15 protein-coding genes are annotated in these 21,619 nt (G+C 71.4%); 8 read left to right on the forward strand and 7 right to left on the reverse strand.

Annotated elements, in window-relative coordinates; genetic code table 11:
• Nucleotides 1-3 precede the first annotated feature (3 nt).
• Together FXF51_RS61645 and FXF51_RS58275 are read right to left on the reverse strand one after the other, a co-directional pair.
• Nucleotides 4-3,909: a hypothetical protein gene (locus tag FXF51_RS61645; RefSeq protein ID WP_187415169.1), complete on the reverse strand. Its 3,906-nt coding sequence runs from the start codon at nucleotides 3,907-3,909 to the stop codon at nucleotides 4-6.
• A 37-nt stretch (nucleotides 3,910-3,946) separates the two neighbouring features.
• Nucleotides 3,947-4,276, reverse strand: a complete 330-nt coding sequence (locus FXF51_RS58275; RefSeq protein ID WP_148443485.1) for a hypothetical protein — start codon at nucleotides 4,274-4,276, stop codon at nucleotides 3,947-3,949.
• A 242-nt stretch (nucleotides 4,277-4,518) separates the two neighbouring features.
• Between FXF51_RS58275 and FXF51_RS58280 the strand changes: the two genes are divergently transcribed.
• From FXF51_RS58280 to FXF51_RS58290, 3 genes are all read left to right on the forward strand, one after another.
• Complete coding sequence (locus FXF51_RS58280) at nucleotides 4,519-5,082, forward strand: hypothetical protein (protein WP_148443486.1); 564 nt, start codon at nucleotides 4,519-4,521, stop codon at nucleotides 5,080-5,082.
• A 74-nt stretch (nucleotides 5,083-5,156) separates the two neighbouring features.
• On the forward strand, nucleotides 5,157-6,146 hold the full coding sequence (locus FXF51_RS58285) for a LacI family DNA-binding transcriptional regulator (protein WP_187415170.1): 990 nt from the start codon (nucleotides 5,157-5,159) through the stop codon (nucleotides 6,144-6,146).
• Between the two features lie 52 nt (nucleotides 6,147-6,198).
• A complete protein-coding gene (locus tag FXF51_RS58290) occupies nucleotides 6,199-7,992 on the forward strand; it encodes a glycoside hydrolase family 2 protein (protein ID WP_148443488.1) in 1,794 nt (597 codons plus the stop codon).
• Nucleotides 7,993-8,056: 64 nt separating this feature from the next.
• Here the strand turns inward: FXF51_RS58290 and FXF51_RS58295 are convergent, their stop codons facing one another.
• Entirely contained in the window at nucleotides 8,057-8,866 is an 810-nt protein-coding gene (locus FXF51_RS58295; RefSeq protein WP_148443489.1) for an isocitrate lyase/phosphoenolpyruvate mutase family protein, read from the reverse strand.
• Nucleotides 8,867-8,936: 70 nt separating this feature from the next.
• Here FXF51_RS58295 and FXF51_RS58300 point away from each other — a divergent pair, with 70 nt between their 5' ends.
• On the forward strand, nucleotides 8,937-9,857 hold the full coding sequence (locus tag FXF51_RS58300) for a LysR family transcriptional regulator (protein WP_148443490.1): 921 nt from the start codon (nucleotides 8,937-8,939) through the stop codon (nucleotides 9,855-9,857).
• 22 nt (nucleotides 9,858-9,879) lie between these two features.
• Here FXF51_RS58300 and FXF51_RS61650 read toward each other — a convergent pair whose 3' ends face one another.
• Nucleotides 9,880-13,095 (reverse strand): hypothetical protein, encoded by a 3,216-nt coding sequence (locus FXF51_RS61650; protein WP_187415171.1) that lies wholly within the window; start codon nucleotides 13,093-13,095, stop codon nucleotides 9,880-9,882.
• Nucleotides 13,096-13,212: 117 nt separating this feature from the next.
• Nucleotides 13,213-14,262: a LacI family DNA-binding transcriptional regulator gene (locus FXF51_RS58310; RefSeq protein ID WP_148443491.1), complete on the reverse strand. Its 1,050-nt coding sequence runs from the start codon at nucleotides 14,260-14,262 to the stop codon at nucleotides 13,213-13,215.
• A gap of 207 nt (nucleotides 14,263-14,469) precedes the next feature.
• Here FXF51_RS58310 and FXF51_RS58315 point away from each other — a divergent pair, with 207 nt between their 5' ends.
• Genes FXF51_RS58315 through FXF51_RS58330 form a run of 4 tightly spaced genes read left to right on the forward strand, consistent with a single transcriptional unit; the run spans nucleotide 14,470 to nucleotide 18,788 of the window.
• Nucleotides 14,470-15,408: a carbohydrate ABC transporter permease gene (locus tag FXF51_RS58315; protein WP_148443492.1), complete on the forward strand. Its 939-nt coding sequence runs from the start codon at nucleotides 14,470-14,472 to the stop codon at nucleotides 15,406-15,408.
• Between the two features lie 34 nt (nucleotides 15,409-15,442).
• Entirely contained in the window at nucleotides 15,443-16,267 is an 825-nt protein-coding gene (locus FXF51_RS58320; protein ID WP_148443493.1) for a carbohydrate ABC transporter permease, read from the forward strand.
• Between the two features lie 14 nt (nucleotides 16,268-16,281).
• Nucleotides 16,282-17,550 (forward strand): ABC transporter substrate-binding protein, encoded by a 1,269-nt coding sequence (locus tag FXF51_RS58325; RefSeq protein ID WP_148443494.1) that lies wholly within the window; start codon nucleotides 16,282-16,284, stop codon nucleotides 17,548-17,550.
• Nucleotides 17,547-18,788 carry a hypothetical protein gene (locus tag FXF51_RS58330; protein ID WP_148443495.1) on the forward strand — a complete coding sequence of 414 codons (1,242 nt, stop codon included), beginning with the start codon at nucleotides 17,547-17,549 and terminating at the stop codon, nucleotides 18,786-18,788. The genes FXF51_RS58325 and FXF51_RS58330 overlap by 4 nt, the downstream gene beginning before the upstream one ends.
• Nucleotides 18,789-18,845: 57 nt before the next feature.
• On the opposite strand, the gene FXF51_RS58335 is transcribed toward FXF51_RS58330, so the two are convergent.
• Entirely contained in the window at nucleotides 18,846-20,516 is a 1,671-nt protein-coding gene (locus tag FXF51_RS58335; RefSeq protein ID WP_262380617.1) for a serine protease, read from the reverse strand.
• A 179-nt stretch (nucleotides 20,517-20,695) separates the two neighbouring features.
• A partial coding sequence (locus FXF51_RS58340) for a LamG domain-containing protein (protein WP_148443497.1) occupies nucleotides 20,696-21,619 on the reverse strand: 924 nt, incomplete at its 5' end.

A 21,619-nucleotide genomic window follows, 5' to 3' on the forward strand; every position in this document is an offset into this window, starting at 1 on the left:
GCTTCAGCGGCGGCGCAGGAGGCTGTCGGCCGCGGCGGCCAGCGTTGCCGGCTCCAGCCGGGCGAGCACGTCGAGGGCTGTCGTCCACGCCTCGGTGCCGAGGACCGCGGCGGTCAGGCGGCGTGCGCGAGTGGGTTCGGCGTGCGCGGCGACCACCGCGAGCGCCCGGGCACGGAGGGGCGCGTCCGGAATCGTCCGGGCAGCCGCCTCCGCCCGATCCCAGTCGCCGGCTACGGCCAGGACTCGTGCGTACGTGATGAGCAGTTCGGCCTGCCGGCTGGGATGGGAGAGCTCGCGGATGGCCGCTTCGGCCCGGCCCGCGAGATGGCGGGCCTGGGAGGGGTCCCTGCTCATGAGGTCGAGCAGCAACGTGACGCGGTCCTCGGGGCCGAGATGGTGGGCGAAGGAATCCGGAAGGTGAGGATCCGCCGCGGTGGCCTCGAACCTGGCCGGCTCGGTCCGGCCGACCTCGGTGTACTCGTACGGTTCGGCGTCGAGGAGGGGTGTGCCGGCTGGACGCGCGATACCGGCGAGGGCGTCCATCAGCCCAGACTGGAGGTCGGCCCGCTGGGACGGGTGAGGGACGGCGTCGATGGCCGCTTCCGCGCGCGAAGTGAGCCGGGCGGTCAGAGCTTGTTCCCCGCCACTGGCCACCACTCCGACGAGCGCGGTCAGGGCTTGCGCGCGAAGGGCGGGCTCGATGATCCAGCGTGCCATCTGCTCGGCCCGCCAGGCCAGCTCGCGTGCCCACGAGAAGTCGCCCGCGGCGACCGCCGCGCGCACCATCTCGATCATCGCGTCGGCGCGCTGTTCACGCGAGGCGATGGAACGGACGGCGGCCACGCCGTAGGACACGACAGCCTGGGTCATCGGCCGGTCGCCGCGGGCGAGCACCAGGCTCAGGAGCTCTGTCAGCGCTCGTGCCTGCGCCCGCGGATCGGTGAACCAGCGGATGACCGCGAGCGCCCGATCGGCCTCGCCCCTGCCGACCAGCGCCTGCATGAGCGCGCCCAGCATCTCCGTCTGCTGCTGCGGAGCAGTCAGCGACCGTGCCAGGCTCTCCACCGCCCTGGCCAGCCGCCGCGTGGCGTGTTCGTCGCCGGCCGCCGCCTCGAGTAACGCGATGAGGGCGTGCCCGCGACGAGTGAGGTCGGCGGCGCGGCGGAGGTCGTTCATCGCCAGCGCGGCCCGGACCAGCGCGTGCTCGACGCGTTCCCGGGCATGCCAGTCCGTCACCACGATGGAACGCGCGAGTGACTCAGCCCGCTCGCCGAGCCGCCGGGCATGGTCACGCAGGCCCCGGCGGATCGCCGCCTCGGCGAGTTCGACGAGCAGCCGCGCCTGCTGTGCCTCGTCCGGGATCCGGCTGATCAGTGCCTCTCCCCGCGACAGCCGGTCTGTGTCCGCCTCACTCCGCGTCCCCAGGCCCGTGCCCACCTCATCCGTGGCGACGAGTTGCCGGATCAGAATCGCAATCTGCACTTCCGGATCGTGGATCGAGTCGAGCAGCAGTGTCGCGCGCTCGTGGTCACCGATGAATGACAGCGCGACCGCAAGCTCGATCCGCTCCTCACTCTGCAGCCGGGTGCCTGGATCGGACATGGCCTTGTCGGCGATCTCTCCGACGAGGCCGGTGGAGCACCGCCCCGCCGCCGCGACCGCCAGCTCGGCCAGCTCTCTGGCCCGCCACTCCGCGCTGTCGGAGGTGCGCGCCGCCTTGAGGCGTTCCGCACGGGAGACTGTCACAGCCAGCTCCGTCGCTCGCCACTGCGCGCTGGGATCGGCTCCGGCCAGACACATGGCTTCGGCCGCCAGCTTGTCCAGGTACTCCAGATCCTCGCTCGGCGCGGCGCGAAGCACCGCGACCAGCCCTCGTACCCGCAGGTGAAGGGAGGAGGCTGTCATGGCGAACGCCTTGGCCGCGCCGATGTCGCCGGCGGATGCCAGGGCCGCCGCGAGCCGTACCCGTTCCTCGGGGCCTCCGTCGTGCAGCGCGGTCACCGCCTGCTCGGCGATGAGTGGCAACTCGTCCCGCTCGCCACCGTGCGCCACCAGGTCGATCAGCGCTCGCGCCAACCAGACCGGATCGGCGAGTGATCGGGCCAGCTCCTCCGCCCTGCGCAGCTCTCCACTCGCGGCGATGGCCCTTACCAGCGACGTCATGGCCTGGGCTCGCCGGTTGGGACTGTCGATGGTGCGGATGAGGCGTTCCGCGCGGTCGAAGTCGCCGGTCGCGGCTATCACTGAGACCAGTTCGACCAGGGTCTGTGCCTGACGGTAGGGGTCCTCGATGGTGCGGATGAGGCGTTCCGCGCGGTCGAAGTCGCCGGCCGCGGTGATCGCCTCCACGAGCTCGACCAGGGCCTGCGCCTGACGGTAGGGGTCGGTGACCAGGTGGGTCGCGGCCTCGCCCTGCTCTGCCAGCCAGGAGGTGTCCTCCGCACCGGCGGCGGCCCGCAGCAGCAGGCTGAAGGCCTCTGCTTGGCGCGCGGGCTCCACCATGGAACGGGCCAGTGCCTCGGCCCGCCCGAGGTCGCCGAGCCGCGCCCACAAAGCGGGCAACCCAAGCGGAAGGTGGGCGTTACGGGAGGCCAGCCGCTCGCGCGCGACGGCCAGCTTGAGCAGCGCGGCCAGGTCTGGCTCGGAGGCGTCGCTCAACGCGTGCTGGACAGTGATGATCTCGGACAGCGCGGCGGCGTCACCGCCGGTGACGTCCAGCATGCGGTCGTGGCGTACCTGGTCAAGCGCGCAGGTGAGCATTCTGCCGTGGTCGCCGACGGTCTGCAGCAGCAGGAAGTAGCCGCGGAGCAGGTACTCGGGGGTTTCGGCAGGCCAGCCGCGCGTCCGGTATCCGTCGGACCAGCGGTGCAGACGCTCGCGGTAGTCGGCCAGCCCGGCGGTGCCGAGCCACTCCACGGCCGTGCTCTGCAGCTCCTCGTGTGCCAGCACGTACACCTCCGGACCTGAGCCGGGCCGCCAGCGGTTGGCACGACGGGTGAAGGTGCGGCCGGACACCGCGCGCATGTGCTGCTCCGCCTGCCATACGCTCCAGCCGGTGAGTTCGGCGAGGTCTTGGGTGCTGAGGCCGCCGCCGGCGGCGGCGACCAGCCCGAGTAGGTCCTGCTCTTCCGGCCGGCCGTGCAGAAGGCGCTTCAGCTCGCGTTCGGCGTCCGCCCTGATCACTTGGGCGTGTGGTGAAACCTCCAACCAGCGCACGATGGCGTGCTCGCGCAGCGGATGGCCGTCCGGTACGTCGGGCGGGACGGGCGGGTTGGGCCGGCCGGTGACCACGACCCGGATGTTCGCAGCGGGCCGGACGGGCAGGAGCGCGGCGATGCTGTACGCGTCAGGGCCGGTCGTCACCCCCTGGTCTTCGTCCAGGCCGTCCACGATGAGCACCAGCCGCTGACCCTGCCGCGCGCAGGCCTCGGCTGCGGTGTCCAGCATCTCCAGCAGATGCGCCTCCTTGGTGGCCTCGGTGAGGAATGCGGGCAGGGGCTCGCAGGCGGCGGTGGCGAGCTGTTCGAGTACGACGTCCACGAACGCCATGCGATCGTTGTGTCCGGCGAAACGGGCGGTGATGAAGAAGGAGATGACCCTAATGGTTTCCGGTGCATTCAGTACGAACCAGGACGTCAATGCTGACTTGCCCGCCCACGCCGGAGCCTGCCACCACAGGTAAGGGTGCCCGCTGTCGGCTTGGCAGAATTCCGCCAGCACGGCGAGTTCCTCATCGCGGCCCAGGAGTATCTCCGGGGCTATGCGCCGCACCTGTTGCCGGTAGGCGGATCGAGCCACAGGCGAGGAACCCAGGCTGATGCCGCCGTGCACCGTTCCCGTGACGGCTACGGCGCCGGGGCCCGCCGTGGCCGCGCCGGTACGTTTGGTCGTGCTGTTGAGGCGGTCCATGTCGACACCACGCGCGCCCGAACCAGCGGTCGGCCGGTCAGCTCAAGCTGACCCCGCTGGTCGCCTTTCCGCCGGATGCCTCGGCATCTCCGGTTGTGTGGACCTCCGAGGCGCTGGCAGCGGCGGAGGCAGGGCCGGAGAATCCCGAAACGGCGACTCCGCCGTTGCGGGCCACCGCTTTTCCGGTGCCGGAAACGCGTACTGCGTTTCCCGCACCTGGCAGGGCGGCCCAAACGGCTACGCCGACCGCCGCAATTCCCGCCAGGGCGGAGATCGCCGTGGCGATCTTGTCGACGTCTTCCCAAGTGAGCAAGGCGAACGTGGTCGCGCATGAGGCCACGGTCAGACTCGTCGCCAATAACACCATCTTTCGCGTTATCACCTTCCTATTCTTCCGTAGCGGATCGGAGGAAGCTTCATGTTTGCCGAAACGCCACCCATTCGGCTCGAACGGTGTCAAGGGGCGTAGGCGTCCGAATGGTAGTGATATGCGCAGACAGTGCCTCGCAAGACGATCGTCGGCTTCGAACGGACCGGATGCCCAGAATTTCGGACACCGCGGTCGAAGGACGGGGGCGTCAGGCGGGCCGGTCCGTGAGAGTCGGGGGCATGACAGAAGTTTCCTCCTCACCGCCCAGCGCGCTGACCTTCCTGGCCCACCGCTGGCCCACCTTCGCCGGCCTGGCCGCGATGGCGCTGGCCGTCATGGACGACCAGGACGGCCGCAACCAGGCCCTCGTGGTCTTCCTGGCCGCCCTCATCTACCTCGGCACCGCGCTGGTCGGCAGGCCGGAAGTCGTGTGGATCCTGTTCGGCGCCGCCGTGGCGGGGGTGACGGTGGTGCGGGTGCTGGACGGCGAGTTGTGGACGGTGCTGGTCGCCGCCGGGGTGTCCGTGATCGTGCTCAGCCTGGTGAGCGGCCTGCCGCGGGGGCCCAGGCTGGCCGCCGTGCAGATCCCGCTGATGCTGGTGTTCGGGGCGGCGGCGGTCGTCGCGTTGAGCCTGGATCCGGTGCTGGGCGCGTGGCTGGTGGCGGTGGCGCTGATCGGGCATGCGGTGCAGGACGTGATCGTCTGGCGGAGCGGGAAGGTGGTGGCGCGGTCGCTGGCCGAGTTCTGCGCCGTGCTCGACTTCACCCTCGGCATCGCGATCGTCATTCTGCAGTTCGTGTGACGAGGCAGCGCCGACACTACGATGAGGGCCGTGGCGCCGATCCGACGTGAGCCGTGACGACGATGGCCGTGAGCATGCACGACGTGGCTCGCGCGGCAGGTGTCTCGCAGCGGACGGTTTCCAACGTCGTCAACGACTACGCCTACGTCCGCCCGGAGACCCGGCAGCGCGTGCTCGACGCGATGGCGGAGCTCGGTTACGTGCCCAACGCCGCCGCCAGGAGCCTGCGCGCCGGGCGTACGGGGCTGATCGCGCTCGTCGTCCCCGACTTCAGGGCGCGCGTCTTCGCCGACTTGGCAGGTCCGGTGGTGCGGGAGGCGGAGGCGCTCGGTTACACGGTGCTGATCGAGCTGACGGAGTCGGAGCGGGAGCGCGAGATCGAGGTACTGACGGGCAGCCGCAACCAGCTCACCGACGGCGCCATCATGATGGCCCTGTCGCTGCGGCCGGAGGACGGGGAGCGGCGCCGGGCCGGTTATCCGATCGTGCTGGTGGGCGACGAGGTGCTGACGGGCGACGTGCGGCACGTCGCGATCCCGAACCGGGAGGCGTCCAAGGCGGTGGTGCGCCATCTGGCGGGCCTGGGCAGGAGGCGGCTGATGTTGCTCGGGTACGCCCCGGCTGAGCATCAGACGGGGCGGATGCGGTTGCGCGGGTTCCTCGAAGGGCTGGCGGAGGCCGGGCTGACGGCGCAGGAGGAGCTGCTGGTCGAGGCGGGGTGGACCAGGGCGGAGGGGCAGCGGGCGATCGAGGAGCACCTGGACGCGCGGCGGCCGATGCCCGACGCGATCTTCGCGATGAACGACTCGCTGGCCCTCGGCGCGCTGCGGGCGTTGCAGGCCAGGGGGGTGCGGGTGCCGGAGGAGGTGGCGCTGGTCGGGTTCGACGACGTCGAGGAGGCCAGGTACTCGACGCCGTCGCTGACCACGGTCTCGCCGGACGTCGAGGCGCTGGCCAGGAACGCCGTCGCGATGTTGCACGAGCAGATCAGCGGCAGGCCGGGCGGGCGCGGGCCGCACGTCGTGGTGGACTTCGAGCTGAAGGTGCGGGAGTCCAGCCGATGAGGGGTGTGGCACACTTTGCTACGTAGCAAAAATCAGCCGCGAAGGGTGTCAGATGGCTCACGACGTCCCACGACCGGAATATCCCCGCCCCCAGATGGTCCGCGCGGACTGGCTGAACCTCAACGGGCCTTGGCAGTTCGAGATCGACGCCGCCGACTCCGGCCTGGACCGTGGCCTGCGCGAACGCGAGCTCGCCACGATGATCACCGTGCCCTTCGCGCCGGAGTCCGAGCTGTCGGGGCTCGGGCACACCGACTTCATGGAGGCCGTCTGGTACCGCCGCACGGTGACGATCCCGGCCGGTTGGGCGGGCCGCCGGACGCTGCTGCACTTCGGCGCCGTCGACCACGACGCCACGGTGTGGGTGAACGGCGCGGAGGTGGCCCGCCACCGAGGCGGCTTCTCGCCGTTCACGGCTGATCTGTCCGACGTGGCGCGTCCCGGCGAGGACGCCACGATCGTCGTACGCGTACGCGACCCCCGCCGTGGACCCCAGGCCCGCGGCAAGCAGTCCACCAGGTACGGCAACTACGAGTGCCTCTACACCCGCACCACCGGCATCTGGCAGACGGTGTGGCTGGAGCCCGTCCCCGACACGCACTTGCGCCGCCCGCGCATCACGCCGGACGTGGCGGCCTCCGCCTTCACCGTAGTCACCCCGCTGTCCGCCAACCGCCCCGGCACCTCCGTCCGCGTGACGGTCTCCGACCCGGACGGGGTGGTCGCCGCCGCGACCGTCCGCGCCGACGTGGACCTCGCCCCCACGCTGCGCCTCCAGCTCCCCGACGACCGGGTTCGCCTGTGGGAGCCGGGCGGGGGCTTCCTCTACGACGTCAGGATCGAGCTGCTCGACGCCGGCGGCGCCGTCACGGACGCCGTTGACAGCTACGCCGGGCTGCGCTCCATCGCCATCGACGGCAAGCGCGTCCTCATCAACGGCCGTCCCGTCTTCCAGCGGCTCGTGCTCGACCAGGGCTACTACCCGGACGGCCTGATGACCGCGCCGTCCGACGCCGCCCTGCTGCGCGACATCGAGCTGTCGGTCGCCGCGGGCTTCAACGGCGCGCGCCTGCACCAGAAGGTGTTCGAGGAGCGGTTCCTCTACCACGCCGACCGGCTCGGCTACCTGGTGTGGGGCGAGTTCGGCGACTGGGGCGCGTTCGACGGGCGCGAGCAGCACCCGACCGCGTCCTTCGTCACGCAGTGGCTGGAGGTGCTGGAACGCGACTACTCGCACCCGTCGATCGTCGGCTGGTGCCCGCTGAACGAGACCTTGCAGGTGATCGACGACCAGGTCACCCAGCTCGACGACGTCACCCGCGGCCTGTTCCTGGCCACGAAGCTGGCCGACCCCACCAGGCCCGTCCTCGACGCCTCCGGCTACAGCCACCGGGTGCCCGAGACCGACGTCTACGACTCGCACAACTACGAGCAGGAGCCCGCGGCGTTCGCCGGGCAGTTGAGCGGGCTCGGCAAGGATCGGCCCTTCGTCAACGCCGCCGGTGACCGGCCCGTCTCCGTCCCGTACCGTGGCCAGCCGTACTTCGTCAGCGAGTACGGCGGCATCTGGTGGAACCCGGAGCTGGCGGGCACCGAGCAGGACGCGGCGCGGGTCGGCTCCTGGGGGTACGGGCAGCGGGTGCGGGACGAGGAGGAGTTCCACGCCCGGTTCGCCGGGCTGACCGGGGCGTTGCTGGACGATCCGGACATGTTTGGGTACTGCTACACGCAGCTCACCGACGTCTTCCAGGAGGAGAACGGCATCTACCGCTTCGACCGCACGAGCAAGCTCGACGTCGGACGCGTCCGCGCCGTCCAGACCCGCCAAGCGGCCTCCGAGCGCTGACCCGCCTCCGAGCGCCGGCCCGCGCCGTGAGTGTCGGCCCGCGCCGTGAGTGCCGGCGCACGACTCATCTGAAGGCGTCGCGCAGCTCGCCGATCGAGGCCATCTCGGTGACGAAGCCGAACCGCCCCGCGAGCATCTGCCTGGCCCCGTCCAGGAACGAGCGCAGGGCGAGCCGGGACAGCGCGCCGCCGATGCTGACCCGCCGCACGCCGATCTCGGCGAGCTGCTCCAGCGTGATGGCCGGGTCGGCGAAACCCATCACCACGTTGACGGGCCTGCCGACGGAGGAGACGACGGCCCGCATCTGGTCGAGCGTGCGCAGGCCGGGCGCGTACAGGACGTCCGCGCCCGCCTCCTCGAACGCCTGCAGCCGCCGGATCGTGTCGCCGAGGTCGTCCACGCCGTACAGCAGGTTCTCCGCCCTGGCGGTCAGCAGCAGCGGGACGGGCAGCGCGCGGGCGACCTCGGCGGCGGCTCGCACCCGCTCGACGGCGAGCCCGAAGTCGTAGATCGGCGTGCGCAGGTCGCCGGTGGCGTCCTCGATGGAGGCGCCGACCGCGCCGTGGGCGCAGGCGTCCGCGACCATTCTGGCGGCCTCGGCGGGGTCGTCGGCGTAGCCGTTCTCCAGGTCGGCGCTGACCGGCAGGTCGGTGGCCGCGCTGATCAGGCGGCAGTTGTCGAGGATGTCCTGCCGGTCGGCGCGGTGCCGCCCGAGCAGGTTGGCGACGCCGAGGCTGGTGGTGGCCAGCGCCTCGAAGCCGAGGTCGGCCAGGAGCCTGGCCGTGCCCGCGTCCCACGGGTTCGGCAGCAGGAGTGGCTCCGGTCGTTCGTGCAGTGCGCGGAAGCGGGCCGCTCTGGCCATCTGATCCGTCATGGGCCCACTGTCGCCAGCGCTCACTGATCGGTCAAATGCATAGCCGGGATAGACCCCATCAGGAATACTGATGGATGTGACGCTCGAAGAGCTGGAGACGTTCCTCTGCATCGCCCATGTGGGCAGGTTCACCGAGGCGTCCAGGCGGCTGAACAGGTCGCAGCCCGCGATCAGCCGCCGCGTCCACGAGCTCGAACGGTCGCTGGGGGCGGCGCTGTTCGAGCGGTCGGGGCGGCAGGTGTCGCTGACCGAGGCGGGCCGGGCGCTGCTGCCGCACGCGGAGGCCGTGCTGGCCTCGGTGCGCGACGCGCAGCGGGCCGTCCACGACGCGCGCGCCGACGCGGGCACCCGCACGCTGAGCCTGGCGATCGTCGGCACACTCGCCGACTCGCACATCGTGGACGCGCTGCGCGCCTTCGAGTCGCGATTCCCGCAGGCCGAGGTCGAGCTGCGCACGGCCACCAGCCGGGAGGTGAGCGCCCTCGTCCGCACCGGCGAGGCGACCATGGGCCTGCGCTACTTCCCCGACCAGGACCCGCGGCTGGAGTCGATCCCCCTCGGTGCGGAGCGGCTGCTGGTCGTGGTGCCCGCCTCCTACCCGGTCACCGCGACCCGCCTGCCCGACCTGCGGGTCTTCGAGGGCGAGCGCTGGCTCAGCTTTCCGCCCGAGCGGGGCCGCGCCGACTCCTACGGGCACCTCCTGGAACGGCAGCTCGCCGCGGCCGGCCTGACGGAGCCCGCGATCACCCGCATCGACAGCCTCACCGCGCAGCGGCGGCTGGTCGAGGCGGGCTTCGGCATCGCGCTCATGCCGACCAGCAGCGTCCGCGAGGAGTTGCGCCTCGGCAGCCTGCGGGCGATCGAGGTGGAGAGCCTGGACGCCGGCCTGCCGGTGGTCGCGATCCTGCGGCGGCGCGGCCACCGCGGCACGCTGGCGGAGTCGTTCCTGAGCATGCTCAAGGACCACACGCCCGAGCTGCTCACCTGGTGACGCGGACGTCGTCGAAGTCGGCTCACCTGGTGACGCGGACGTCGTCGAAGTCGACCGCCGCCCGGCCCGTGACGAGCTGGACGGAGCCTGGCCCGGTGATCGGGCTCGGATCCGTCACCGTGACCCGCGGCGCCGGGTCGTCGCCGACGAAGGCGCGCAGCTCCGCCCCGCGCAGCTCGACCCGAAGCTTGACCGGGCCGGTGACCGCCGGGCCCGTGCCGGTCGCGAGCACGCCCGCGCCCGCCTTGTAGATGTCCACGGAGCCGTTGGGGCGCAGGTAGACGAGGTAGCCGGACTGCGTGTAGGAGTCTCCGGGGGTGGCCGTGCGCACCTGGACGCCGCCGAACGCGCTGGAGGTCGCGAGCGTGCGGAAGTCGATGCTGGTCTCGACCGTGCCGTCCGCGATCGTCAGGTCGTTGACGACGGTGCGCCAGCCCGTCCGGGTCGTGTCCTGCTGGCGGTAGACGCCGCCGGTGACGCTCCACGAGCCGTCCACGGCGGTCCACGCCTGCGACGGGGTGGAGAAGCCGTCGCGGAAGACGACGCCCTGGGCGTCCGGCACGATGGTCAGCGGGAGGGTGTCCAGCTCGGTCGTTCCGGTGGTGCGCACCGTGCGGACGGTGATCGGGCAGGATCCGGGCAGCGTCGTCTCCCGTACGGTGACCTGCGCGGCGGCGGTGGTCGTGTTCCGCACGGTGACCTGCGCGGCGGCGGTGGTCGTGTTCCGTACGGTGACCTGCGTGCCGGTCGTGGTGGTGACGTCGCCGGTCAGGCAGGGGCCCGAGACCGTCGCCTCGCGGATGGTCCGTCCCGAGAGCCGCACGTCGAGCCGCGTGCCCGCGACCGCCTCCGCCGCGCTCAGCGACGCGGTGACGAGGTTCCTGCCCACGTCGGAGCGGGCCGCGGCGGCGACCAGGCGGGCGGCGTCGCGCCGCGTCAGGACCCGCTTCTTGACCAGGGCCGCGGTGGTCTTGGTGACGTGGGTGACGAAGGCGCGGTGGCTGTCCCACTGCTCGCCGGCGCGCAGGCGGTCGGCGACCGTGCAGCCGGTGCCGTCGCCGGGGTTGGCGACGCCGGTGTCGCGGTCGCCGATGAAGACGTGCGCCCGCTCGTCCGAGCCGACGCATGCGTCGTCCACCACCCGGATGTCGTACGTCAGCGGGCCCGATGCCTTGAGGTCGAGCACCTGGAGCGTGCGGCTGCCGCCCGCTACCGGCGCGGACGACGGCCACAGGGTCGCCGATCGGGTGCCGGACCAGCGGATCTCCACGCTGCGGCCATCGCGGTTGACGACGACGCCCGAGACGTCGGCGGCCTCGGACCGGGAGCCGACCGCCACGGTCCGGTCGGCCAGAGCGCCTGCGTCCGGTGCGCTTGCGTTCGGTGCGCTTGCGTCCAGTGCGCCTGCCTCCGGAGCGCCTGCCTCCGGAGCGCCTTCGCCTGGAGCGCCTTCGCCTGAAGCGCCTGCGCTCGGAGCGCCTGCGCTGGGCGTGGCGGACGCGTCGCCGATCCAGCGCACGGTGTCGCCCTGCTCCAGCACGAGCGGGATCCGCTCGAAGAACGGCGTGGCGGCGCCGTCGATGCGCACCCGCAGCCGCTCGTCCAGCGTCACCGACTTGGTGCCGCCCGCCGCCGCGTACCGGATCTCCAGGTCGTCGAGGTCGCCGACCGCGTCCGGGTCCACGGGGGCGCCGTCGCGGAAGAAGGCGGGCACGGGCTGGTCGTAGGAGTCGAAGTGCACGCCGTCCGCGGCTGTCCAGCCGGTGCCCCACGACAGCTCGGCGTCCACCGGCCGGGTGCGCGGCGCGCCGGTCTGGGGCGCGTTCTGTCCTTGGACGACCACGCCGAGCTGGGGGTCGTACAGGTAGCTGAGCCCGAAGCGCTGGTTGTCCCAGAAGCCGTACTGGGTGTTGACGTGCTTGCCGAAGCCCAGCCCTGCCACGTAGGCGGGCCGCTTGGCGAAGACGAACCGCTGCCCGGTGACCGAGTCGGAGCGGTGCTCGGTGTACGCGGCCCCGGCGTAAGGGCGCAGCGTCTTGACGGCGGCCCGGCGTTCGGCCTCGGTGGGGTGGTATTCCTCGCCCAGCGCCACGTCGCGGATGACGGCCGGATCGAGGTAGGCCCAGGTCGGGGCGATGAGCGGGGCGACCGAGGTCTGCCAGCCGGCGCGGGCGAACGCGGCGCGGCGCTCCTCGGTCTCCTCCCGGGTGGCCGCGTAGGCGCGGGCCTGCGGGATGACCGCGCCCCAGAGGTTGTTGGAGCCGATCGGCAGCTCGGCGGCGTAGTTCCAGCCGCGGTGCCGCGAGTCGATGGCCGTGTTGATGAAGTAGCCGTCGAGCGCCTGGTCGTAGAGCAGGTTGTACTGGGCCCAGTCCAGGTACCGCGCCTGCATCCGGTCGATCACCGGGCGGGTGGCGGGGTCGGCCCAGCCGGCCAGGTCCTCGGTCTCGACCTCGATGCTGTAGCGGTGGGCGACCGTCCCGTCCCTGAAGAAGCCGGCCTCGCTCTGGGAGACCCGCTCGTGCTCGGCCAGCCGCTCCTCGAACCGGGGGCGCAGCTCGGGGAAGCGGCCGAGCAGGCGGGAGATGCCGACCAGGCCGCCGGCGACCTGGTTGGCGAACTGTGCGCCGCGCGGCCCCCACACCTCCTCGTCCTCCAGGAACCAACTGCTCGCCGCCTTCATGGCCGCGTTCAGCTCCGCGACCAGGGCCGGGTTGAGCGTGCCGTCGGCGTCGAGCAGCTCCAGCATGATCGCGTACAGCTCCAGCGCGAACCCGGTGGCGGCCCGCGAGTGCAGGTCGCCGGAGCCCTGCGGGAACGAGCCGTCGGCGTTCTGCGTGCCGAGCAGGAAGCGCAGCGCCGCCGCCAGCCGGCCGCGCAGGGCCGCGTCGCGGTGGTACGGGTTCCACGGGCGGTCGGCGGTGTAGAAGTAGGCGAGCGTCAGGACGTTCTCCATGACGCGGGCGTCGTTCGGCCCCTGGCCGGTGCGCCAGCAGCCGCAGGTGATGAAGCCGCGCGAGTCGACGCTGTTGGCCAGGCGGGCCAGGTTGCCCAGGTAGGGCGCGACCTGCTGTTCGAGCCCGGTGAAGCCGGCGAGGTCGATCGTGCCGGGGTCGAGGGCGGCGACCTCGGGCAGCGGGGCCGGTTGCGGGGAGGCCGCGGCGGCGGTGGCGGGTGATCCGGCGGTCAGCGCGAGCGCCGCGGTGACGGCCACCGAGGCGATCCGTTTCGAGCTCATGATGGTGCCTTCCGGGGGGTTCCAGCGCTTTGACCTGCGCTGGTAGAGCCACCAAGATCGTGAATCGATTCACAGTCAGGCGGTACGGCGGAGCCTACGAGCGGCGTCACAGCCGTGTCAACAGCCGCTTTCCTCCACGGGGAGCGACGTCTCACGGACGACCAGCTCGGGCTCGAAACGCCCCAGCGAGTCGCGCTCGCTCTCGATGCCCAGCAGGATCCGCACGGCATGGGCCCCGAGCGCCGCCGACGGATGGCGGATGGTCGTCAGCGGCACGATGGCGAAGTCGGCGAACTCTATGTCGTCGTAGCCGACCAGCGACAGATCGCCGGGCACCCGGACGCCGCCCATCATCAGCCCGTGCAGCAGGCCCAGCGCGAGCAGGTCGTTGCCCGCCACGATGCCGTCGGGGAAGCCGTCGGCCGGGCGCCGCAGCAACGTCCGCGCGACCGCCTCGCCGACCTTCGCGGTCTGCACCTGGATCCGGATGATCTCCAGCGAGGCGGGCTCCGCGAACTCGTCCACCGCCCGCTTGGCTCCCGCGAGCCGCAGATCCACGTGCGGGTGCTGGCCGCCGATGAAGATCAGCCGCCGCCGCCCCTGGGCGAGCAGGTGGGTGGCCGCCAGGTGGCCGCCGCGCTCGTTGTCGCCGGAGATCGCCGGATAGGTGTGCGGCCCCGTCGCGGTGCCGACCAGGACGAACGGCGTGCCCCTGCGGCCGAGCCCGAGCAGCTCCTCCGGCACGTCGCCGACGGGGGCCGCGAGGATGCCGCTCACCTGCTGCGACTCGAAGAAGCCCAGGTAGGCGCGCTCGCGCTCCGGGCTCTCGTCGCTGTTGGCCACGAGGATGAAGCGGCCGTGCGCGGCGGCCTCCGCCTCCGCGCCCGCCGCGAGCTCGGCGTAGACGGGGTTGCCGATGTTGGAGACCAGCAGCCCGAGGGCCAGGCTGTGCCCCACGCGGAGCCGGCGCGCCGCCTCGTTGCCCACGTAACCCAGCTCGTCGGCGGCCTCGATGACCCGGCGGCGCAGGTCGGGGGAGACCCGGGCGGGCTGGGTGAAGGTGTAGGAGACGGTCGCCCGCGAGACCCCGGCGCGGGCCGCGACGTCGGCCACCGTGGGGGCGGAAACCTCGGCCTTCGACTGCTTCGGCGCCGATCCAGCGGGCATCGGGCTCCTCACTCGCGTGTCTTGGAGGCCCTCAGCCTAGCGGACACGTGAATGGATTCACGAAAACGCCGCCGAGACTCGTCACGTCATTGACATCGCGGAGATCGCCCCCGTAATCTGCCCGAAACGTCGTGAATCGATTCACGACGCGTTGCCTCCGTCCAGCAGACCACGTGCCCCCATGGTCATCCGCGAGAGGAGCCACACGTGGCTGCCACTCCCGCGACGACGACACCGCCAGACCTCCACCGCCCCGCCGAACAGGCGCCCGCCAGGCGCCGCCGTGTCGGGGTCCGGGCGCCCTGGTGGTTCGTCGTGCCCGCGATCTCGATCTACCTGTTCATCGTCGTCGTCCCCAGCGCCAACGGCGCGCTGTTCTCGTTCACCGACTGGAACGGCATGCGCCCCGACTGGTCGTTCGTCGGCCTGGACAACTTCACCTCCGTCTTCTCCGACCGCACGGCGCTCGACGCCCTGGTCAACACGCTCGTCCTGGCGGCGGCCGCCACGGTCGTGCAGAACGTCGCCGGCCTGCTCCTGGCGCTCGGCGTGAACAGCATGGTCAAGAGCCGCTACGTGCTCCGCGTCGTCTTCTTCGCGCCCGTGGTCCTCACCCCGCTGGTCGCCGGGTACGTGTGGAGCTTCCTGCTGTCGCCCAACGGCGCCGTGAACGACGCCCTGCGCGCCGTCGGTCTGGGATCGCTGGCGCACGACTGGCTCGGTGACCCGGACACGGCCCTGTACGCCGTCGTCCTGGAGATCGTCTGGCAGTTCTCCGGCTACTCCATGGTCATCTACCTCGCCGGTCTCCAGGCCATTCCCGCCGAGGTGCTGGAGGCGGCCACCATCGACGGGGCCGGCCCGTGGAACAAGTTCCGCCGGGTCATCCTGCCGCTGCTCAACGGGGCCGTGGTGATCAACGTGATGCTCTGCCTCATCGGCGGGCTCAAGCAGTTCGACCAGGTCATGGCCATGACCGGCGGCGGGCCCGGCACCGCGACGGAGACGATCTCGACGGCCATCTACAAGAGCGCGTTCTCGCTCGGGGACTTCCCGTTCTCGATCGCGCTCGCGGTCGTGATGACCGTGGTCATCGCGGTCCTCGCCGCGGTGCAGTTCCGCCTGACGCAGAGGAAGAGCCTCTGATGCAGCCCCGCCTGACGCAGAGGAAGAGCCTCTGATGCACTCCCGATACACCTGGCGCACGCTGGTGCGCGAGCTGAGCCTGATCCTGCTCGCGCTGGCGTTCCTGGTGCCGCTCGTCGGCCTGCTCAACGTCTCGCTCAAACCGCAGGACAGCCAGACCGGCGCGCTGGCCTTCGCCTTCCCGCCCACGCTGGACAACTACGCGCAAGCCTGGAACCAGGCCAGTCTCGGCGCGGCGCTGGCCAACAGCTTTCTCATCACGGCCGTCAGCGTCGTCCTGATCATCGTGTTCGCGTCGATGGCCGCCTACCCGCTGGCCCGCGTGACCAGGGGCTGGTCGCGCTACATGTTCTACTTCGTCATCGGCGGCCTGCTCGTGCCAGGCCAGCTCGCCCTGCTCCCGCTCTACGCCACCATGCGGGACCTCGACCTGCTCGGCTCGCTCTGGTCGGTGATCCTGATCAACGTCGGGCAGCAGATCCCGTTCTCGGTCTTCCTCTACACGATGTTCCTGCGGGAGCTGCCGCTCGACTACGAGGAGGCGGCGCTGCTCGACGGCTGCGGGCCGCTGCGCTCGTTCGTCTCGGTGGTCTTCCCGCTGCTGCGGCCAGTCACCGGCACGGTCGTGATCCTCAACGCCGTCGGCATCTGGAACGAGTTCTTCACCCCGCTGCTGTATCTCGGCGGCAGCGACAACACCACGGCCCCGGTGGCGATCTACGGCTTCGTCAGCCAGTACGTCTCCCAGTGGCCCCTCATCTTCGCCGGCCTCGTGATCAGCGTGATCCCGATCCTCGTCGTCTACTTCGCGCTGCAGAAACACATCATCAAGGGCTTCGCCGGCGGCCTCAAAGGCTGATCTGGAGTACCGCAATGAAGATCGCTACAACGTTCGTCTCCGTCTGCTGCCTCGCCGTCGCGGCGGGCGCCTGCTCGACCTCGGGCAGCCAGACCACCGCCACCTCCGGCGAGCAGGTGCTCACCCTCGCCGCCGCGGGGCAGGGCCCGGCCCAGGCCGCCGTGGACGCGTTCCAGAAGGCCAACCCGGGCGTCGTCGTCAAGACCACGTTCACCGAGGACGACGCCTCCTACCAGCAGCAGCTCCGCACGCAGCTCTCCTCGGGGACGGCCCCCGACGTGTTCCGCATGTGGCCGGGCGGCGGCAACACCATGGCCGTGCGCGACCTCGGCGCCGACGGCATGCTGATGGACCTGTCCGGGGAGAGCTGGGCGGGCGGCCTGAGCGCCGACCTCAAGGCCGTCACCAGCGACCCGGCGGGCAAGGTGGTGGCCGTGCCCGTCACGATCGGCGCCATCGGAGCCGTCTGGAACGACCAGGCGCTGGCCAAGACGGGGCTGTCCAAGCCCACGACCTGGCCGGAGGTGCTCACTTTCTGTAAGGAGGCGAAGGCCAAGGGGGTCGTGGCGTTCGCGCTCGGGCTCAAGTCGGCCTGGGTCACCCAGCTCGTCCCGTACGCGCTGACCGCCTCGCTCGTCTACGGCCCGAACCCCCAGTTCACGCAGCAGCAGAAGGATGGCCAGGCCACCTTCGCCAAGTCGGAGTGGAAGCAGGCGATGGACAAGTACCTGCAACTGCGCGACTCGGGCTGCTTCAACGACAGCCCCAACGGCGTCGGCTACGACGAGCAGATGCAGCTCCTCGGCCAGGGCAAGGCGCTGGGCGCCGTGCACGTGCTGTCCGCCGTGCAGTCGGCGCTCAACTCCGCGCCGCAGGGCACCACGTTCTCGATGACGCCGTTCCCGGCGACCGACAGCGCCGAGGCCACCTACCTCCCGGTGTCGGTCGGCATCGTGTACGGCGTCAACGCCAAGGCCAAGAACCCGGCCCTGGCCAAGAAGTTCATGCAGTTCCTCGCCTCGGCGGAAGGTCAGGCGCTGTACGCGAAGGAGTCCGGCAGCAGCCCGGCACTGGACAGCCCGGCCTTCCAGGCCGACGCGCTCCAGCAGCCGGTGCTCGAAGCGGTCAAGGCCGGCAAGTCCACCCTCTACCCCGACCAGGGCTGGCCCGGCCCGAAGGTGCAGCAGGAGCACCTGACCTCCGTCCAGGAGCTGTTCAACGGGACGATCGACGTGCCGACCCTGCTCGGCCGCATGGACAAGGCGTTCGGAGAGGCCAAGTGAACCTGGAAGCCTGTCTCTGGATCACCCCCAAGATCTTCGACGATCTGGACGATCCGGCTCCCGGCGTGGCGGCCTTCTTCGACCACCACGCCGAGTGGCTGGCCGACCGGCCCGTCACCATCGTGTTCTGCGCGGGCAACGGCGACCACGTGCTGAACTACGCAGGACGCGACGCCTGGGACCACCGCTTCGACTGGGCCCGCTACAACTGCTTCGCGCTCGCGCCCGGCGGGCCCGCCGCCGCGGCCAGGGCGCACAACCGCGACTGGCTGGCCAGGGTGCGCGACGGCGGCGAGCGTTCGGCCAACCCGTACTCGGCCGGGCCCATGTTCACGCTGTCCGAGCAGCCGATGGACTACCGGACGCTGGCCGGCGTCTACGCCGCCGTGCGCGCCGAGGCACAGCGGCGTGGCCTGCGGGTGAGCCTGCTGGAGTACCTGGAGCCGGGCCCGGAGTTCTGCCGCAGCGAGTGGAAGACGGAGCGGCACCCGGAGGTGGCCTCCGGCACCGCGGACGCCGGCGGGCACGTCGTGCCCGGCGTCATCGACGTGACGGCGCCGCTCGCGGCCGACCCCCGCCCGTACGCCGCCTTCCCCGGCGGCATCGCGGCCGGGCTGGCGGCCGGCGACTTCGTGGCCGCGCAGACGGCCGCGTTCACGGCCGACTTCGGGCTGGACGGGATCATGCTCGGCAACCAGTTCGGCCTGGTCGGCTTCTGGCATCCGGACAACGCGCCGCCGCTCACGCCTGAGCGGTCGGCCGGGATCGAGCGGTTCTTCCTGCGGCTGCGCGAGGCCATGGGGGACCGGCTCGTCTACTGGATGGACACGTACTGGCGGGCGGAGGTGGAACGGTCGGCCTGGGGCATGACGGACGCCGCCTACCGATCGCTCGACGCCATCCTGGTCAGCACGTTCGCCGTGCTGGTCGAGCGCACCGAGATCGTGCCCAACCTGCTGAGCAAGGCCGCGCTCGGCGGGCCGCGGACGCTGCTCGGGCTCGACTTCGTCGACCCCTGGTACTGGTACCGGACCTACCTCGACGACCGGCGTACCTACCTCTACCAGCGGGAGGTGCTGGCCGCCCACGCCGGCTCCGTGGCCGGGGTGTCGTTCTTCGCGAACGACACCTTCGGCCACTTCGTGCCGGAGCCCGAGCTGGCGGCCACCCTCGAAGCGGTCAGGAAGGCGGACGTTCAGGAGGGGCGGCGGTCCTGGGCGGGCGGGAACCGGCCGTAACGCACGTTCACGAGGGGCGGCGGTCCTGGGCGGGCGGGAACCGGCCGTAACGCACGTTCAGGAGGGGCGGCGGTCCTGGGGAGGCGAGAACCGGCCGTCCGGCGGCGGGGTGAACTGGCCGTAGCGGACGTCGCGCGTCTGGTCGCCGAGGTACGGCTGCCCCGCCTGCCCGTGCTGGGGCTGCGGGCCGTAGCCGTAGTTCGAGCCGTTGTGCCCGTACGGCTGCACCGGGGGCGAGACGTGGGCCTGGCTCGCGGGAAGCTGGTGCTGCTGCCACGGGGGCTGCGGGATCGAGCCGTACGGGGGCGGCGTCGCGGCGGCGGACCGGCGGCGGCGCCGTCCGAGCAGCTTCACCAGCACCACGGCGAGCACGAGCACGACCAGCGCGCCCGCCCCGATCAGCACCCACATGAGGACGGGGCGGGGCGACTCGTCCTTGCCCGCCGAGATCGCCGCCTGCGTCTCGCTGATGTACTTGGCCACGTACGGGTGGTTCGGGAAGAGCGCCTGCACCTCGCGGAACTTCGGCAGCGCGTCCTCGAAGTAGTTGCGGAAGTAGTCGTTGAGCGCCTCGTTGTACCGGGTGGTGGTGATGGCCTGGGCGGGCTTGACGTTCTTCTCGCCGAGCTTCTCCTTGACGATGCTCACCGGCAGCACGAAGCTCTCGCTCTCGGAGGCCTCGCCGCCCTCGCTCACCGTGCCCGCGATCAGCATGCCGATGACCTTGCCGTCCTTGCTGAACACCGGGCCGCCGGAGTTGCCGTGATAGGACGGAGCCTGGGTCTGGATGTACGGCACGCCCGTCTGGGTGGTGCGCTTGGCGTTGTACGGGCCCTCGGTCAGCGCCGGCTCCAGCTTCGACTCCAGGCTGAAGAACGGCGTGTTCGTGACCAGGCCGGGGAAGCCGCTGATGTACAGCGTGTCGCCGGTGCGCACGTCGGCGTCGTCGCCGAGCGGGACGGTCGGCAGGTTCTGCTGGCCGTTCACCTTGAGCAGCGCGAAGTCCTTGCCGGGGTAGCTCTCGCCCACCGAGACCAGCTCGGCCGGGGTCGCCTTGGCGGTCTTGTCCACGCCGCCGCCCGGCAGGCTCTGCAGCACCGACAGGCTCTGCTGCAGGTTGCGGATCTTCATGTGACCGGTGTTGAAGGTGACGTAGATCTGCTGGGCGAGCTTGAGGATCTCCTCGTCGGCCTCGATGCCCTGCAGCCCGGAGATGATCTCCTTGGCGTCCTGCTCGTTGAACTTGGCCAGCGCCTGCTGCGCGAAGAGCCGGCTCAGCTCGGTCTCGCCGACCTGGACGCAGTGGGCCCCGGTGACCATGTACCCGTCGGGCGTGACCCACCAGCCGGTGCACAGGCCGCCGACCTCGGCCTCGACCGTGCGCTCCGGGGTGGTCTCGGTGAGGTAGGTGTCCACGTCGGCGGCGATCCGCTGGAAGAGCCACTTGGCGATGCTGCGCTCGTCCGAGGAGATCTTGCCTGCCTGCACGGCCTCGACGGCCTGCTGCGTGAGCCCGTTGAACGCGGTCTCGTTGATCGTGCTGGTCGGGACGGCGACCGTGCCGGTGTAGGTGAAGCTGGTCAGCTGGACCGCGGCCTGCGTCCGCGCCGCCAGCCAGGTGCCGACGGGCACGTCGGGCCGCTCGTCGGGCGCGGTGTCGGCGGCCGCGGGGACGGCAGGCAGTGCCACCGCCACGACGGCCGCCGCGACCGCGGCGATCTTCGTCAACCTTGTCCTGAAATATCCGCTCACGTATGGAGATGGTGTGGGCGGGCTCTTGTCCATGGCTTGGAGCCGACTGGGAACGCGGCCGTTCGGAAGCTTTTGGTGCTCCAGTGGGCCCCCACTGGAGCGCCCTCAATCTAACGGCGGGCTGTCCGCTTTGTCTAGGTTTATGGTGCAGTGGCTCAATTGAGGGTGCTGATCTCCTCGTCCGACAACGCCCGGTCCCAGACCGCCACGTCGGCCACCGCGCCCGGCCAGAAGTCGACGGCGGTCACGTACGTGGCCCGCCCCAGGTAGAAGGGGCCCGAGGCCTGGCGGATCGGCTCGGCGACGGCCTTGGCGCCCTCCGGCCTGCCGTTGACGTAGATCCGGATCTCGCCGGCCGGTTCATCGTGCACCGCCGTCAGGCGCACCCACGCGCCCAGCTCGGCGGTGGTGCGGGAGACGACCCTGGTCGCGTCGAAGTCGCTGGTGCCGTGCACGGAGAACGACCAGTACGCGCCCTCGGCCGGGCAGAAGCCGTCCGGCTCGCCCGCTCCCGTGCACCGCAGGTGCTGGAGGGTGTAGGAGAAGACGTCCTCGGTCGAGTCCTGGCTCAGCACGGCGGCGAAGCTCGACTCCTCCGGCAGCCGGTCGATGCGGGCTCGGGCCGTGACGGTGAAGCTGCGCGCCGGGTCGACGGCCACTGCCTGCTCGGTCGCGGCGTGGCCCTTGACGCCGTCGAACAGCAGGGCGTTCACGTCGGGTGCGGGTGGGCGGGCGTCCCAGCGGGTGCCGGTGCGTAACAGCAGCTCCGCCGGGCCCGCCGAGTCGGCGGCGCGCATGCCGACGCCCTCGCCGAGCAGCCACTGGTGACGTGCGCCCGCCGGGACGGTCCTGGCGGGGGCCGGGGTTCCGCCGGTGGTCTCCGGAGTGGCGTCGCCCGAGGCGGCGTACCGGAGGATGGCCACCGAGCAGGCGGTGAAGACGACCAGCACGGCGGCGATCGCCCCGGCCAGCAGGCCCGTGCGCCTCCTCGCCGGCGCGGTGGGCGACTCGCCCACCCCGGCGCCCGGCCCGGCGCCCACCCCGGCGCCCGGCCCGGCGCCCGGCCCGGCGCCCGGCCC

It is taken from the genome of Nonomuraea sp. PA05, from assembly GCF_008086045.1.
Lineage (GTDB): Bacteria > Actinomycetota > Actinomycetes > Streptosporangiales > Streptosporangiaceae > Nonomuraea > Nonomuraea monospora.

Coding starts and splice junctions, on each gene's coding strand:
- FXF51_RS61645 (WP_187415169.1), bottom strand. CDS start 3,909: ATGGACCGCCTCAACAGCACGACCAAACGTACCGGCGCGGCCACGGCG.
- FXF51_RS58275 (WP_148443485.1), bottom strand. CDS start 4,276: ATGGTGTTATTGGCGACGAGTCTGACCGTGGCCTCATGCGCGACCACG.
- FXF51_RS58280 (WP_148443486.1), top strand. CDS start 4,519: ATGACAGAAGTTTCCTCCTCACCGCCCAGCGCGCTGACCTTCCTGGCC.
- FXF51_RS58285 (WP_187415170.1), top strand. CDS start 5,157: ATGCACGACGTGGCTCGCGCGGCAGGTGTCTCGCAGCGGACGGTTTCC.
- FXF51_RS58290 (WP_148443488.1), top strand. CDS start 6,199: ATGGCTCACGACGTCCCACGACCGGAATATCCCCGCCCCCAGATGGTC.
- FXF51_RS58295 (WP_148443489.1), bottom strand. CDS start 8,866: ATGACGGATCAGATGGCCAGAGCGGCCCGCTTCCGCGCACTGCACGAA.
- FXF51_RS58300 (WP_148443490.1), top strand. CDS start 8,937: ATGGATGTGACGCTCGAAGAGCTGGAGACGTTCCTCTGCATCGCCCAT.
- FXF51_RS61650 (WP_187415171.1), bottom strand. CDS start 13,095: ATGAGCTCGAAACGGATCGCCTCGGTGGCCGTCACCGCGGCGCTCGCG.
- FXF51_RS58310 (WP_148443491.1), bottom strand. CDS start 14,262: ATGCCCGCTGGATCGGCGCCGAAGCAGTCGAAGGCCGAGGTTTCCGCC.
- FXF51_RS58320 (WP_148443493.1), top strand. CDS start 15,443: ATGCACTCCCGATACACCTGGCGCACGCTGGTGCGCGAGCTGAGCCTG.
- FXF51_RS58325 (WP_148443494.1), top strand. CDS start 16,282: ATGAAGATCGCTACAACGTTCGTCTCCGTCTGCTGCCTCGCCGTCGCG.